General features: G+C 72.1%; 12 protein-coding genes and 1 rRNA gene. 5 read left to right on the top strand and 8 right to left on the bottom strand.

Annotation, left to right across the window (positions count from 1 at the left end):
- Positions 1-72: 72 nt before the first annotated feature.
- From IE242_RS23010 to mtnA, 7 genes are all read right to left on the bottom strand, one after another.
- Positions 73-819 carry a response regulator gene (locus IE242_RS23010; RefSeq protein ID WP_189862233.1) on the bottom strand — a complete coding sequence of 249 codons (747 nt, stop codon included), beginning with the start codon at positions 817-819 and terminating at the stop codon, positions 73-75.
- A 209-nt stretch (positions 820-1,028) separates the two neighbouring features.
- The gene (gene hpf / locus IE242_RS23005) at positions 1,029-1,721 is read right to left on the bottom strand and encodes a ribosome hibernation-promoting factor, HPF/YfiA family (protein WP_373299566.1); all 693 of its coding nucleotides are present in this window, start codon (positions 1,719-1,721) and stop codon (positions 1,029-1,031) included.
- 291 nt (positions 1,722-2,012) lie between these two features.
- Complete coding sequence (locus tag IE242_RS23000) at positions 2,013-3,005, bottom strand: ComF family protein (RefSeq protein ID WP_189862229.1); 993 nt, start codon at positions 3,003-3,005, stop codon at positions 2,013-2,015.
- 264 nt (positions 3,006-3,269) lie between these two features.
- The gene (locus tag IE242_RS22995) at positions 3,270-5,099 is read right to left on the bottom strand and encodes an LpqB family beta-propeller domain-containing protein (protein ID WP_189862227.1); all 1,830 of its coding nucleotides are present in this window, start codon (positions 5,097-5,099) and stop codon (positions 3,270-3,272) included.
- A complete protein-coding gene (mtrB, locus tag IE242_RS22990; protein WP_189862225.1) occupies positions 5,089-7,278 on the bottom strand; it encodes an MtrAB system histidine kinase MtrB in 2,190 nt (729 codons plus the stop codon). Before mtrB ends, IE242_RS22995 begins: the two co-directional genes overlap by 11 nt.
- Before the next feature lies 1 nt (position 7,279).
- Positions 7,280-7,969: a two-component system response regulator MtrA gene (mtrA, locus tag IE242_RS22985; RefSeq protein ID WP_189862223.1), complete on the bottom strand. Its 690-nt coding sequence runs from the start codon at positions 7,967-7,969 to the stop codon at positions 7,280-7,282.
- A gap of 8 nt (positions 7,970-7,977) precedes the next feature.
- Positions 7,978-9,123: an S-methyl-5-thioribose-1-phosphate isomerase gene (gene mtnA / locus IE242_RS22980; RefSeq protein ID WP_189862216.1), complete on the bottom strand. Its 1,146-nt coding sequence runs from the start codon at positions 9,121-9,123 to the stop codon at positions 7,978-7,980.
- Between the two features lie 140 nt (positions 9,124-9,263).
- On the opposite strand from mtnA, the gene IE242_RS22975 reads away from it, so the two are divergent.
- Genes IE242_RS22975 through IE242_RS22955 form a run of 5 tightly spaced genes read left to right on the top strand, consistent with a single transcriptional unit; the run spans position 9,264 to position 14,868 of the window.
- Positions 9,264-10,595, top strand: a complete 1,332-nt coding sequence (locus IE242_RS22975; RefSeq protein WP_189862214.1) for a DUF7847 domain-containing protein — start codon at positions 9,264-9,266, stop codon at positions 10,593-10,595.
- A 37-nt stretch (positions 10,596-10,632) separates the two neighbouring features.
- On the top strand, positions 10,633-11,373 hold the full coding sequence (locus tag IE242_RS22970) for a DUF4129 domain-containing protein (protein WP_373299564.1): 741 nt from the start codon (positions 10,633-10,635) through the stop codon (positions 11,371-11,373).
- On the top strand, positions 11,370-12,569 hold the full coding sequence (locus IE242_RS22965) for a DUF4350 domain-containing protein (RefSeq protein ID WP_189862212.1): 1,200 nt from the start codon (positions 11,370-11,372) through the stop codon (positions 12,567-12,569). The genes IE242_RS22970 and IE242_RS22965 overlap by 4 nt, the downstream gene beginning before the upstream one ends.
- The gene (locus IE242_RS22960) at positions 12,569-13,558 is read left to right on the top strand and encodes an AAA family ATPase (RefSeq protein ID WP_189862641.1); all 990 of its coding nucleotides are present in this window, start codon (positions 12,569-12,571) and stop codon (positions 13,556-13,558) included. The genes IE242_RS22965 and IE242_RS22960 overlap by 1 nt, the downstream gene beginning before the upstream one ends.
- Entirely contained in the window at positions 13,558-14,868 is a 1,311-nt protein-coding gene (locus tag IE242_RS22955; RefSeq protein ID WP_189862209.1) for a DUF58 domain-containing protein, read from the top strand. The genes IE242_RS22960 and IE242_RS22955 overlap by 1 nt, the downstream gene beginning before the upstream one ends.
- Before the next feature lie 94 nt (positions 14,869-14,962).
- Here IE242_RS22955 and rrf read toward each other — a convergent pair.
- A 5S ribosomal RNA gene (gene rrf, locus IE242_RS39475) occupies positions 14,963-15,027 on the bottom strand; the annotation flags it as partial.

The raw sequence follows: 15,027 nt of genomic DNA, 5'->3' as shown, positions 1-15,027 counted from the left end.
CTCGGCGGATGCGCGGCGGAGTGACCGGCTCAGCGCCTGGCAGAGTGCCCGGCCGAGCGTCCGGCGAAGAGCTCAGCGGATTTCCAGGATCTTTTCCCTCATCGCGTAGACCACGGCTTCCATCCGGGAGTGCAGCTGGAGTTTCTCCAGGATGTTCCGTACGTGGTTCTTCACCGTGTTCTCGGAGATGAACAACTCCTTGGCGATGTCGCGGTTGTTCATTCCCGTGGCCACGAGCTTGAGGACCTCCAGCTCACGGTCGGTCAGACGCGGCGCCGGCACAAGACGCCGTTCGTCCGTGCGCTGGATCATCGACTTGAATTCCGTGAGCAGCTTCGACGCCATCGAGGGGCTGATCTGCGACTGCCCGTCGGCGACCGCGCGAATGGCCGTGGCCACCTCGTCCGTGGAGATCTCCTTGAGAAGATATCCGGTCGCGCCCGCCTTGATCGCGTCGTAGAGATCGGCCTCCTCGTCGCTGATCGTCAGCATGATGATTTTTGCGCTGGGGGCCACCTCCTTGATGGAGGTGCACGCCTCGATGCCACCGCGCTTGGGCATGCGCACGTCCATCAGGACGATGTCGGGCAGCAGGTCGGCCGCCTTGTCGACCGCCTCCGCCCCGTCACCGGCCTCGCCGACGACCTGGATGTCCTCCTCGGCCGCGAGCACGATCTCCAGACCGCGGCGGAAGAGCGCGTGGTCGTCCACGACGAGGACCCGGATGGGCTCCTTGCGTGGGGAGCCCGCCTCCGGGCCCATGCCGACGACGCCGCCGCCGGCATCCTCGGCACGCATCGGTCCGAAGCTGTCCGCCATCGTTCCTCCCCCTAGAAGGCCGTGGCCTGCGTTCCTGTGCCATCGCCAACCCAAGGCAACGGCCCACCGGTTGGGCCGGTCCGGCCATAATTTCACGTCCGGACGGCCGGGCGGTGACGGAGCGGGCAGCCGGACGGTCGCACAGGGGTGCCCCTGGGGGCGCACGCACCGTCCAGGGGCACCGGATGGCCCGTCATCCGGCAGGCGGGTCAGCCGCCGAGCGCACCACCCGCGGTGACCGGCTGCCCCTGGGTCACCATGGGATCCGTGCTGAGGTGGATGACGCCGTAGTCGTAGGCGTGCCGCCGGTAGACGACACTCGGTTCCTTCGTCTCGGAGTCGACGAACAGATAGAAGTCGTGCCCGACGAGCTCCATTTCGTACAGCGCCTGGTCGAGCGTCATGGGGGACGCGACGTGGGTCTTCTCGCGTACGACGAGAGGCCCTTCACCCCGCACTTCCAGCGAGCCCATCTTCTTGGTGGGCACATCGTCCGGCGCTTCCTCACGGACGGCTCCGCCGTTCCCGTTCAGCGTCGCCGCGCCGGGGACGTGGTCGGGCACCTCGGCCGCCGTGAGGCGTCGGGAACCGCGACGGGTGTGGCGCTTGTCGTGCTGCTTGCGCAGCCGGGCCTCGAGCTTGTCCGCCGCCAGGTCGAGCGCCGCGTACGGATCGCTGGCCGCTGCCTCCGCCCGGATCACCGGGCCGCGGGAGCGGAGTGTGATCTCCACTCGGTCGGAGCGGTCGGCCTGTCGGGGGTTGGGCTCCTTGGACACCTCGACGTCCAGGCTGATCACCTTGCCGTCGAGCTTCTGGATCTTGTCCAGCTTCAGCTTCTCGGCCACGTGCTTCCGGAACCGCTCAGGCACCTCGGTCTTGCGGCCCTTGACGACGATGTCCACGCAGAACTCCGTTCCCGGATCGCTCCGCTCCACCGGCGGAGCGTCTCCCTTGTGCACCAGGCTCCGGAGAATCCCGGAACCCCGGACTCGGTGACATCCACCTCCTCACCGTCGGCGGGACTTCCACCTGTCGACACGGGTTTTCGTGTAAGTCCCGCAAACCCGCGGCGCGGCCTTCGGATATACGAGGAACAGCTCGTGCCTTCCCTCACAACCGAACATATCCCGCCCGGCCGGACGGCGTCACCCTTTACTCCGACGTACCTCCGTTCAGGTGCCTTACCCCTCTTATTACCTGCAACGCTGTAAGTCCTCGGTCAGTTCCGGTTCAGAGCGAAAGCTTTCCGGCGAAGCAGCGACCACAGCGGCGCGCGGCACATCGCGCAGAACGTCCCCGGCGCCGCTCGTACCCGCCATTCCCAGTGCCCTTTCCGCCGGGTCCGCCTCCGCCCCTGTCGGGTGCTCCGGCTCCTCTCTCGTCACTGCTGCCACCCCCACGATCCGTTGCGCTGTTCCTTCCCAGGCCATGCCGCCGTACACGGCTGTTTCCCGCCGCGCCGCCTGCACGGCACGGGCCGCCTCCGCCAGCGACGCCCCGGTCGTCATCAGGTCGTCGACGAGCACGATCCGCCCACCGGCCAGCAGCCGCCCTCCTCCGGCGGCGACGGTCAGGGCGCCGGTGAGGTTGTCCAGCCGCTGCCGGGAGTCGAGGCCCGACTGGTCGGCCACCGCCCGGCGCTGCCGCAGCACACCGAGCACCCGGGCCGGCGTCCCCGTACGCCTCAGCTCTCCCGCGGCAGCCAAGGCGATCCGCCGTGCCGGGTCGTGCCCTCGCGCCCGTACCGCCTTGCGCGCCGACGGCACGGGAACGAGGAGTACGGGTTCCCGTACGGCCGGTTCCTCACGCATCCCGGACGAAACAGATGTCGCCGCACGCATCCCCACCGGCGTGCCCCCGTCGCCACGTACTTCCTCCGTCACACGCCTGCTCTCGCGCAGAACTGCCCGTACGGCCCCGGCCAAGGCCGTGCCGAGCGGTGCGGCCAGGGCCAGCGCACCGCGTTCCTTGTGGGCGAGGAGCAGGGCCCGCACCGCGTCACCGTACGGAGCCGCCGCGTACACCACGGGCAGCCCGGGCGGCTCCGGGACCGGCCGTACCCGTCGCGGTTCGGCGCCGGTCGCAGCGGCACGGCACTCCGGGCAGAGCACCGTGCGAGGCCTCCCGCAGCCTCCGCACTCGGCCGGCAGCACCAGGTCAGTGAGGTCCTGCCACCACCCCCGCATGCCCACCACTGTGCCAATGCCCGCGCCGCCCGGCCACCCCTGTGGACAACCGCCTGTGGACAACTCCCCACGGCCACGACCGCCCGTCCCCCACACAGGCGAACACCGGGCCGACGGAGCCCGCACGGCGCCAGGCGAGCGACCGCTGGAGCAACCGCTGAGACCTGGCCGGCCATGCGGAAGCCGCCGGCCGACGCGACCGCACCGCCACGGACAACCCCCGGCTATCCCGGACAGCCCCGCGCTATCCCGGACAGCCCCGCGCTACCCCGGATAGACGGGCGCAGACCCCTTCTCGACCACCTGCTGCCACTGCGAGCCCGAGGACAGCCGTACGATCCCGTCCTCCGAATGCGCCACCAGCGGCAGACTCTCGTCCTCGGATGCGGCGATCTCCTGCACTCCCGTGAGCGCCGCCAGTTCCGGGCCGTCCAGTGTGGAGCCGTCGACCTGGACGTACCGCATCAGCTGCACACCCCCGGACTCGCGCCCGACCACCACGAGCCGGCTGTCACCGGCCCACGACATGGCCCTGACCTCCTCCAGCTGAGGCGTCACCGAGCGCAGTCCGACGATCGACACGGTGGTCCGGCCGCTCCGGTCGTCGCCCCGCTCGATCCGGCCGATGAGCAGCGACCGCTTGTCGTCCTTCTCCACGATCAGCGCGATCCGCACCCCGTCCGCGGCCACCCGGACCGCCTCGATCCGGCCGTCGAGCTGCGGCGTCGCGACCTCGACCGGCTCACCGGCGCCGTCCTGCAGCATCAGCAGCCGGGGGTTCTGCGGGTCACGGTCGGCGACCCACAGGTCGTTCCTCCCGTCCCAGCTCGGTGTCGTCAGCCGGTCGCCCTCGGTGCTGCCCTCGCTGAGCACGACCGGGTCGCCGAGCGAACCTCCCGAGGCCAGCGACCCGACGTACAGCGCGCTTCCGTCCAGCAACACCCCTGCCGCCCGGTCCTCGTCCCGCGCGACGGCGGCCGAGCGGAGACTCTTGTCCCCGGCACCCAGCACACCGGGCACCGGCTCGGGGGACTCGACGCCGCCTCTGCTGGACATACGGACCAGCCGGTCGTCGCCGTCGATGAAGTACTCGAAGTCGGCGCCCTGCCCCGCTCCGTGCGCGGCGACGATGCCGGCGCGGTCCTCGTCGAGCTCACACAGCTGCGTGCCGTCCGACCGCTGCAGCTCCACCTCGTCCACCCCGGTGGGCGTCAGGTCCTGGAGGGTGAAGAGCAGCTGCGCCGCCATCTCACGGCACTTGCCCAGCTCGGCCCGATCGGCCCTGCCGTTCAGCGGGACGGTCAGCTTGTTCTGGTCGTCGGGCGTCAGCGACTCGACGCCCTTCTTGAGCGCCGTCCCCGGCGGGAAGCTGGTCCGGGCCACCGGCTCCAGCCAGCGGGTCGGGCCCTTCAGCAGCGAACGGACCATCTGCGTCACCGGGTCCACCTGCCGGCGGACGTAGACCGGGTCGGCGACGGTCCCCATCTGCCCCGGCTGCGTGGAGGACGTGAAGTAGTACTTGTTGACCGACACGTAGGTACGCCGGAAGTCCGACTTGCCCAGCACCACTCCCTGCGGCAGCCGGTCGATGCGCCACTGCTTGCTGTCCTCGAGCCGCGTGAGGTGCACCGTCTCGCTGTAGGACCCGTCGGCGGGTGCGTAGGCGTTCTGCGCGTCCACCCGGGCGACCCTGCGTCCGGTCAGACGGTACACGAGATCGCCGTCGTCCTCCCGGGTTCCCGAGGACTCGGGGGTGGCGTTCGGTCCCTCGGCGAGGATCGTCGTCGACGTGCTCGGCCGCCAGTCCTCGAGCGCCTGCCCGGCCAGGTACTTGCGTGCCGTCTCGTAATCGGTGTCGTCGCTGGTGAGAGCCTCAAGGAAGCCCTGCACTATCTCGGCGGGCCGGGCGTCGTCGCGCGGCGGCAGTGCGAAGACCCGGACCTGTGTGTCCTGGCGCGGCGTGGACTCGACGCCCCGCAGATCCCCGCTGTCCGGCATCGAGGCACACCCGGCCAGCAGTACGGCGGCACCGCCGGCGCACGCCGCCACGCGCACCCGGCGCCTGCGGCCGCGCCCCTCGCGGTCAGCGCCCACGGAAAGCCTCCCCCTGCTCGTACGGCTCCGAGCCGCCTTGTCCGTACGGCTCCGGGCCACTCTGCCCGTACCGTTCCGAGCCGTCCCGCTCGTACCGCTGCGAGTCGTCCCGCTCGTACCGCTGCGAGTCGTCCCGGGACGGCTTCTCCGTGGCGGCCGGCTCCTGCCCCCGCCGCCCGCCGCCCGCCGCGCCGTCCGTCGGGGCGTTCGCGCTTCCGGTGGGCCGGGGCACCACGCGCGCCCCGCTGCCGGGCAGCGCCGTCGGATCGGCGGTGGGTATCGCTCCTGCCGATCGCGTGCCTATGGGGGCCCTCCTGACAGCGTTCTCCCCCGAGGGCTGCACCGGGACGGTGGCGAGTTTGCCACCGGCCCCGGGGGGCAGGCCGGCGTCGCCGTGTCCGCGGTTGCTCCGCGAGTCCTTCGGCTCCAGGGGGATCGGGGACCCGCGCAACGGCTCGTCGGCGGTCCGCGGCAGCGTCAGCCGGAACTGCGACCCGCCGCCCGGCTCACCCCACGCCTGCAGCCAGCCGCCGTGCAGCCGCGCGTCCTCCAGGGCGATCGACAGCCCCAGGCCCGTACCGCCGGTGGTACGCGCGCGTGCCGGGTCCGCCCGCCAGAAACGGCTGAACACCCGGGTCGCCTCGCCCGGCTTGAGGCCCACGCCGTAGTCGCGCACCGCCACCGCGACCGCGCCGCCCGCCGCCGCCAGCTTCACCACGATGTCCTTGCCCTCACCGTGCTCCACGGCGTTGACGACGAGGTTGCGCAGCACCCGCTCCACCCGCCGGGCATCGGCCTCGGCCACGACGGGCTGCTGGTCGCCGACGACCCGTATCCGCGTTCCCTTGCGCTCGGCGAGCGGTTCGGCCCCGCTGACGACCCGCCGCACGACCTCCCTGAGGTCGATCGGCTCCGCCTCCAGGGCCGCCGCGCCCGCGTCGAACCGGCTGATCTCCAGCAGGTCCGCGAGCAGCGACTCGAACCGGTCCAGCTGGTCGGCGAGCAGTTCCGCCGAGCGCGCGGTCACCGGATCGAAGTCGACGCGCGCCTCGTGGATGACATCGGCCGCCATCCGGACCGTCGTCAGCGGCGTCCGCAGCTCGTGCGACACATCGGACACGAACCGCCGCTGCATCCGCGACAGGTCCTCCAGCTGCTGGATCTTCAGCTGCAGATTCTGCGCCATCTTGTTGAAGGCCTCGCCGAGCCGGGCGATGTCGTCCTCACCCGTGACCTTCATCCGCTCCTGCAGCCGCCCCGCGGACAGCCGCTCAGCGATGCCCGCCGCCATCCGCACGGGCGTGACGACCTGGCGCACCACCAGCCAGGCGATGGCCCCGAGGAGCACCACGACGAACAGCCCCGCCGTGGCCAGCGTCCCCTTGACCAGGCTCAGCGACTTCTCCTCCTGGGTGAGCGGGAAGAGGTAGTAGAGCTGGTACGGGTCGCCGTTGGGATCGTTGACCTGCTTGCCGATGATCAGCGCGGGCTGGGAGTCCCGGCCGTTGGTGTACGAGAGGCGCGTGTAGCTCTGCACCGCGCCTGTGCCGTCGTCGACGCGCTCCCGCAGATCCATCGGCACACTGCGGTCCCACTCGACGCCGCCCGAGGCACGCGGGCCGAACCCGCCGCTGCCGCTGCCCGCGGCGGCGGGGCTGAGCATCACGACGTCGTACGCGCCCTGTCCGCCGCTGGAGAGGGACGTGACGAGGTTGCTCATCCACTCGCCGACGTTCGTGACCGAGTCGCCGTCGGGGTCGCCGGAGTCGCTCCCGGCCGCGTTCGCGGCGTTGTCGGCTTCCTGGCCGGCGGCCGTGAACCCGCCCGTGGCCTGGCTCTGCGACGCCTTCACCTTGGCGTCGAGCAGCCCGTTGCGCACCTGCCCGATGACGACGAAGCCCAGCAGCAGGACCACGCCGAGCGACATCAGCAGGGTCGTGACGACGACTCTGAGCTGAATGTTGCGCCGCCACAGCCGCATCGTGGGCAGCAGCGGACGGCGCACCCAGCGCAGGAACAGCCGGAGGACCGGACTGCCCTGGACCCCGCCCTCCAGCAGCCCGCTCTCCAGCAGACGCGTCCAGCGGGATCCCCGGGACCCCGCGGTCTTCCGGCCGACAGGCCGCCCCGAGCCGTCCCCGGGCCTGCCGGGGGCCGAAGCGGCACTGTCCCCGGACATGTCAGCTCGGCCCGGCCTTGTAACCGACACCGCGGACGGTCACCACGATCTCCGGCCGCTCCGGGTCCTTCTCGACCTTCGAACGCAGCCGCTGCACATGAACATTGACCAGGCGGGTGTCCGCCGCGTGACGGTAGCCCCAGACCTGCTCCAGCAGCACCTCGCGCGTGAACACCTGCCACGGCTTGCGGGCCAGCGCCACCAGCAGATCGAACTCCAGCGGCGTCAGCGCGATCGACTGCCCCTCCCGCTTCACCGAGTGACCGGCCACGTCGATGACGAGGTCACCGATGGTGAGCTGCTCGGGAGCCGGCTCCTCCGACCTCCGCAGCCTCGCCCGGATCCGCGCGACGAGCTCCTTCGGCTTGAACGGCTTGACGATGTAGTCATCCGCTCCGGACTCCAGGCCGACCACCACGTCGACGGTGTCGCTCTTGGCCGTGAGCATCACGATCGGCACCCCGGACTCCGCCCTGATCAGGCGGCACACCTCGATGCCGTCCCGACCGGGCAGCATCAGGTCGAGCAGCACCAGATCGGGCTTGGTCTCCCGGAACACGGCGAGCGCCTTGTCGCCGTCGGCCACGAAAGACGGCTCGAAACCTTCACCACGCAGCACAATGCCGAGCATCTCGGCCAGTGCGGTGTCGTCGTCGACGACAAGGACTCGTCCCTTCATGAATGACATCATCCCATTAGCTAAATCGTTACCTGGCGTGACCTGTCACACAGAGCAGCGAGTGCCTCCGCCGTCACAGGCGACACGACGCCCTCCTCGGTGACGATGGCCGTCACCAGTTCCGGTGGTGTCACGTCGAAGGCCGGGTTGTACGCCTGGGTCCCCAGAGGGGCCACCGGAACCCCGCCCCCCGCTTCCACCCCGGCCCCCGGCACCTGAGGCGCCGCGATCTCCGTCACCTCGTGCCCGGCCCGCTGCTCCACCTCGATGGACGCGCCGTCCGGGGTGTCCGGGTCCACGGTCGTCACCGGCGCCACCACGATGAACGGCACATGGTGGTACCGGGCCAGCACGGCGAGGGGGTACGTCCCCACCTTGTTCGCCACCGAGCCGTCGGCCGCGATCCGGTCGGCCCCCACCAGCACCGCGTCCACCTCCCCCGCCGCGAACAGCGAGCCCGCCGCGTTGTCCGTGAGCAGGGTGTACGCCATCCCGTTGCGCGCCGCCTCGTACGCCGTCAGCCGGGCACCCTGCAGCAGCGGACGCGTCTCGTCGACCCAGAGCCTGCGCAGCCGTCCCGTGCGGTGCGCCGCCAGCGCCACCGCGAAGGCCGTGCCCTCCCCGCCGGACACCAGCGACCCCGTGTTGCAGTGCGTCAGCACCCGGTGCCCGCCGCCCGGCAACAGCTCGTCGAGCAGCGCCAGCCCGTGCTCCGCCATCCGCGCGCTCGCCTCGGCGTCCTCCCGGTGCAGCTCCCCTGCCGCGGCGAGCGCCGCCTCGGCGGCCTGCTTCTCGCCCTCGCCCGCGGCCAGCGCGGCCCGGTACGCCGCCCGGGCCCGGCGCACGCCCACGGCGAGGTTCACGGCGGTCGGCCGTGCCCCCTCCAGCCCGGCGGCGGCCTCTTCCACGTCGAAGCCGCGTGCGGCGGCGAGCGCGACACCGTACGCCCCGGCGATGCCGAGCAACGGCGCCCCGCGCACGGCCAGGTTGCGGATCGCGTCCACCAGCGCGGGCGCGTCCGTGCACACCAGCTCGACCTCTTCGGCCGGCAGCCTGGTCTGGTCGAGGAGGACCAGGACGGGGCCCTCCGGTGGTTCCTCCCAGCGGATCGCGGGGATCTCCGTCGGCCGGTTGCCGTCGCCGTATCGCGCGTACTGATCAGCCATCCGCCCAGTCTGCCCCGTACCCCGCTGACAATTGAAGGTGCACAGCCCATACCGCCCCCCGTCCCTTCCCGGGTACGCCATGGCACGATGGGCGCCAACCCGCCGCCGCGACCGCGGTCGGGCACCGTGAAGGAGCGACGATGAACGACACTCCGGGCTGGGCCTCGCCCGGATCCACCCCGTCGGACGGCCGGGAGCCGGCCGACTCCGGTGGCGCGCGGTCTCCGGAGCAGCCGCACCAGGGGGGCGCGCAGCAGCCGGAGCCGCCGTCGAAGTGGTCCAAGGAGCAGCCCCCGCCCGGCCAGTGGTCCGCTCCGGCCCCACACGGCCCCGGCCAGACACCGCCACCCCCACCGCCCGGACCGGGCTGGGGCGGCCACCACCCCGGCGGCCCGGGAGGCCACGGCGGCCAGGGCGGAGGCCACGGAGGCTGGGGCGCACCCGGCGGCTGGGGCACACCGTGGGGCGGTCCGCCTCCCGCGGCCAAGCCCGGCGTGATCCCGCTGCGCCCGCTCGGCGTCGGGGAGATCCTCGACGGTGCGGTCTCCACCATGCGCACCTACTGGCGCACGGTCCTCGGCATCTCGCTGACCGTCGCGGTCGTCACGGAGATCGCGGTCATCCTGCTCCAGGGTTTCGTCCTCGACGGCACCGCCGACACCGAAGCCCTCAACGACCCGAACGCCACGCTCGACGAACTGACCCAGGCCATGGGCACCGCGATGCTCGGCTCGGCCGTCGTCCTTCTCATCAGCCTGCTGGGCACCATCGTCGCGACGGCCCTGCTCACCTCCGTGACCAGCCGGGCGGTGCTCGGCAAGCCCGTGACGACGGCGGAAGCCTGGCGCGAGGCGCGGCCCCGGCTGCTGAAGCTGCTCGGCCTGACCCTCCTGCTGCCGCTCATCGCCGGCGCGATCGTCTTCGTGGGCGTTCTGCCCGGCCTGATCGTCGCCCTCATCGGTGAGGCGGAAGCAGGGGCCGGACTCGCCGTGCTCGGCGGACTCGCGGCGTTCATCGTGGCCATCTGGCTGATGATCCGCTTCTCGCTCGCCTCGCCGGCCCTGATGCTGGAGAAGCAGGGCGTCCTGAAGGCGATGAGCCGCTCCGTCAAGCTGGTGCGCGGCTCCTGGTGGCGAGTCCTCGGCATCCAGCTGCTCGCCGCGATCATCGCCAACATCGTGGCGTCGATCATCGTCATCCCGTTCACCTTCATCGCCGCCGCGCTCAGCGGAGACGGCATCTCCGGCTTCCTCAACAACACCACCGGCGACTACGGCTGGACGTTCCTCGTCGTCAGCGGCATCGGCTCGGTGATCGGGTCCATGCTCACGTTCCCCATCACCGCGGGCGTCACCGTGCTGCTCTACGTCGACCAGCGCATCCGCCGCGAGGCCCTCGACCTCGAGCTCGGCCGCGCCGCCGGCCTCCAGGGCTACGGCACCCACACGCCCGGCGCCACTCCGGGAGGCTGACGTCGTGCCGGGGGGAGTTCTCACGACGGTCCTGGCGTTGACACACACGGGCCCGCCGGCCGTACGGCCTCTGCTGGGCCTCGGCGGCAGCCTGTCCGCGCTGCCGGCGTCCGACGAGGAACCGCCACTCACCGTCCCGCGCGACCCCGCCCGCGAGGCGGCACGGCGGGAGCTGTCCAAGCGCATGTACCACGAGAACGACCCCAGCTGGTTACAGCGCGCCCTGAACGCCTTCTGGGACTGGGTCGACAAGCTGTTCAGCGCCGCCGCCTCCGCCACCCCGGGCGGAGCACTCGGCCTCGTCGTCATCGTCCTGACGGCACTCGCACTCCTGGGCGCCCTGTGGTGGCGTCTCGGCACCCCGCGCCGCCTCCCCACCTCGTCCGCCGCGCTCTTCGACGACCGCCCCCGCACCGCCGCCGAGCACCGGGCGGCGGCCGAGGCGCACGCGGCCCAGGGCCACTGGAACCAGGCCGTCCAGGAACGCATGCGCGCCGTCGTCCGCTCCCTGGAGGAACGCGCGCTGCTCGACGTACGCCCCGGCCGCACCGCCGACGAGGCGGCCTCCGACGCGGGCCGCGCGCTTCCCGCCCACGTCGACCGGCTGCGCGCGGCCGCCCGCGACTTCGACGACGTCACGTACGGCGGCAGGTCGTCGGACGAAGCGACGTACCGCCGCCTTGCCGCCCTCGACGACGACCTGGGGCGCACCAGACCCGTACTGGCGAGCAGCGCCCACAGCACGGCCCACAGCACCCGCCAGGGGGCCGCCGAATGACCACCGAGGCCACGCTCCCCCCGTCCACCTCGGCCTCGCCCACCGCCCGCCAGCTGTGGACCCGCGCGCGCGGTGTCGTGCTCGCGCTGGTGCTCCTGCTGGCGGCCGCCGTCGCGATCGCCTCGGTCCGGTCCACCTCCCAGCACGGCATGCTCGACCCGCGCTCGGCGGACCCGTACGGCAGCCGTGCCGTCGCCGAGCTCCTCGCCGACCGGGGGGTCTCCACGCGCGTGGTCACCACCCTCGACGAAGCACGTGCCGCAGCCGGACCCGACACCACCCTGCTGGTCGCCGTTCCCGACCTCCTGACGGACGGGCAGCAGAAGCGGCTGCGCGCGACGACCGAGACCTCCGGCGGCCGTACGGTCCTGCTCGCACCCGACACCCCGTCCGTCGGCACCCTCGCCCCCGGCGTCCGCGCGGACCCCGCGCCCAGCTTCGACTCGACGCTCTCCCCCGGCTGCGATCTGCCGACCGCCCGACGAGCGGGCACCGCCGAGACCGGAGGCGTCCGCTACCACGCGACCGCCCCGGACGCCGACGCCTGCTACCTCAGCGACGGACTCCCCAGCCTGGTACGCCTCCCGGCCTCCGGGGGCGGCGACACGATCGTGCTCGGCGCCGCCGACATCCTGTTCAACGACCGCCTCGACGAGCACGGCAACGCCTCGCTCGCCCTCCAACTGCTCGGTTCGCGCCCCCACCTGGTCTGGTACCTCCCCTCGCTGTCCGACGAAGCGCTCACCGACACCGGCGAACGCAGCTTCCTCGACCTGCTCCCCTCGGGCTGGCTCTGGGGCACCCTGCAGCTCTTCGTGGCCGCGGCCCTCGCCGCCCTCTGGCGGGCCCGCCGGCTCGGCCCCCTCGTGCCCGAACGGCTCCCCGTCGCGATCCGCGCCTCCGAAACCGTCGAAGGCCGCGCCCGCCTCTACCGCAAGGCCGGCGCCCGCGACCGTGCGGCCGCCGCCCTGCGCTCCACCACCCTCACTCGCCTCGCCCCCCTCGTAGGCGTCCCCCTCGCCCAGGCACACACGCCCGAGGCACTGCTCCCCGCCCTCTCCGCCCATCTGCGCCGGCACGGGGACGGGCAGGTCCTGCACACCCTCCTCTTCGGCCCGCCACCCGGCGACGACGCAGCCCTGATCGCCCTCGCCGACCAACTCGACGCCCTCGAAAGTGAGGTACGCCGTCCATGATGGACCCGACCACTGACAACGCCGGGCACACCGGGGATCCGGGCACCGCCCGGGCCTCCCTGGAAGCCCTGCGCGCCGAGATCGCCAAAGCCGTGGTCGGCCAGGACCCCGCAGTGACCGGCCTCGTCGTCGCCCTGCTCTGCCGCGGTCACGTCCTGCTGGAGGGAGTCCCCGGCGTCGCCAAGACACTCCTCGTACGCGCCCTCGCGGCCGCACTCGAACTCGACACCAAGCGCGTCCAGTTCACCCCCGACCTGATGCCGAGCGACGTCACCGGCTCACTCGTCTACGACACCCGCACCGCCGAGTTCTCGTTCCAGCCCGGCCCGGTCTTCACCAACCTCCTCCTCGCGGACGAGATCAACCGCACCCCGCCCAAGACCCAGTCGTCCCTCCTGGAAGCCATGGAGGAACGCCAGGTCACCGTCGACGGCACGCCGCGCCCCCTCCCCGACCCCTTCCTGGTCGCCGCGACCCAGAACCCGGTCGAGTACGAGGGCACGTACCCCCTCCCCGAAGCCCAGCTGGACCGCTTCCTCCTCAAACTCACCATCCCCCTGCCCTCCCGCCAGGACGAGATCGACGTCCTGACCCGCCATGCCGAAGGCTTCAACCCTCGCGACCTGCGCGCCGCCGGCGTACGCCCCGTAGCGACCGCCGCAGACCTGGAAGCCGCCCGCGCGGCCGTCGCGAAGACGACGGTCTCCCCCGAGATCACCGCCTACGTGGTCGACATCTGCCGCGCCACCCGCGAGTCCCCGTCCCTGACCCTCGGCGTCTCTCCGCGCGGCGCCACGGCCCTCCTCGCGACCTCCCGCGCCTGGGCCTGGCTCACCGGCCGCGACTACGTCATCCCCGACGACGTGAAGGCGCTCGCCCTTCCCACGCTCCGCCACCGTGTGCAGCTCCGCCCGGAGGCCGAGATGGAAGGTGTGACGGCCGACTCGGTCATCCACGCGATCCTCACCCACGTCCCCGTACCCCGCTGATGGCACCCACCGGACGAGCCGCCCTCCTGGCGGCCCTCGGCTCTCTCCCCGTCGGCATCTGGGAACCCAGTTGGACGGGCGTCCTCGCCGTGAACGCCCCGCTGGCGCTGGCCTGCGCCTGCGACTTCGCCCTGGCAGCGCCCGTACGCCGCCTCGGCCTCACCCGCTCCGGCGACACCTCGGCACGCCTCGGCCAAACGGCGGACGTCACCCTCACGGTCACCAACCCGTCCAACCGCCCCCTGCGCGCCCGCCTCCGCGACGCCTGGCCTCCGAGCAGCTGGCAGCCCGGCACCGAGGTCACGGCCTCCCGACACCGTCTCACGGTCCCCCCGGGCGAACGCCGGCGCGTCACGACCCGTCTGCGCCCCACACGTCGCGGCGACCGCCAGGCGGACCGCGTCACCATCCGCTCGTACGGCCCTCTCGGCCTGTTCACCCGGCAGGGAAGCCACCGGATCCCCTGGACGGTACGCGTCCTGCCCCCGTTCACCAGCCGCAAGCACCTGCCCTCCAAACTGGCCCGCCTGCGGGAACTGGACGGCCGCACCAGCGTGCTGACCAGAGGCGAGGGAACGGAGTTCGACAGCCTCCGTGAGTACGTCCCCGGAGACGACACCCGCTCGATCGACTGGCGCGCCACCGCCCGCCAGTCGGCGGTCGCCGTACGCACCTGGCGTCCCGAGCGCGACCGGCACATCCTCCTGGTCCTCGACACCGGACGCACTTCGGCAGGCCGGGTGGGCGATGCGCCCCGCCTGGACGCCTCCATGGATGCGGCACTGCTCCTCGCAGCCCTCGCATCCCGCGCCGGCGACCGCGTGGATCTCCTGGCCTACGACCGCCGCGTACGCGCCCTCGTCCAGGGCCGCGCCGCAGGTGACGTCCTACCCTCCTTGGTCAACGCGATGGCCACACTGGAGCCGGAGCTCATCGAAACGGATGCCCGCACCCTCACGGCGACCGCACTCCGCACGGCTCCCCGCCGCTCCCTGATCGTCCTGCTGACGAGTCTCGATGCGGCCCCTGTCGAAGAGGGCCTGCTTCCCGTGCTTCCTCAGCTCACCCAACGCCACACGGTCCTGGTGGCATCGGTGGCGGATCCGCACATCGCACGCATGGCGAAGGCCCGCGGAAACACGGAGGCTGTGTACGAGGCCGCCTCCGCGGCCCAGGCCCAGGCGGAACGCCATCGGACAGCCGAACAACTCCGCCGTCACGGCGTCACGGTCGTCGACTCCATCCCGGAAAACCTCGCACCAGAACTGGCGGACGCCTATCTGGCCCTCAAGGCAGCGGGTCGCCTCTGAATAACCTGCCCCCGAGGCCCGCCAAGGACTGAAGGAGGGTCCGGGAACGCAGAAAGGCCCCGAACCATAAGGTTCGGGGCCTTTCTCAAAAATTGTTCGGCGGCGTCCTACTCTCCCACAGGGTCCCCCCTGCAGTACCATCGGCGCTGTAAGGCTTAG

Source organism: Streptomyces poonensis, assembly GCF_014650915.1.
Lineage (GTDB): Bacteria > Actinomycetota > Actinomycetes > Streptomycetales > Streptomycetaceae > Streptomyces > Streptomyces poonensis.
The sequence above is the reverse complement of the archived record's forward strand: the minus strand, read 5'-3'. Positions and strand labels throughout refer to the sequence as shown.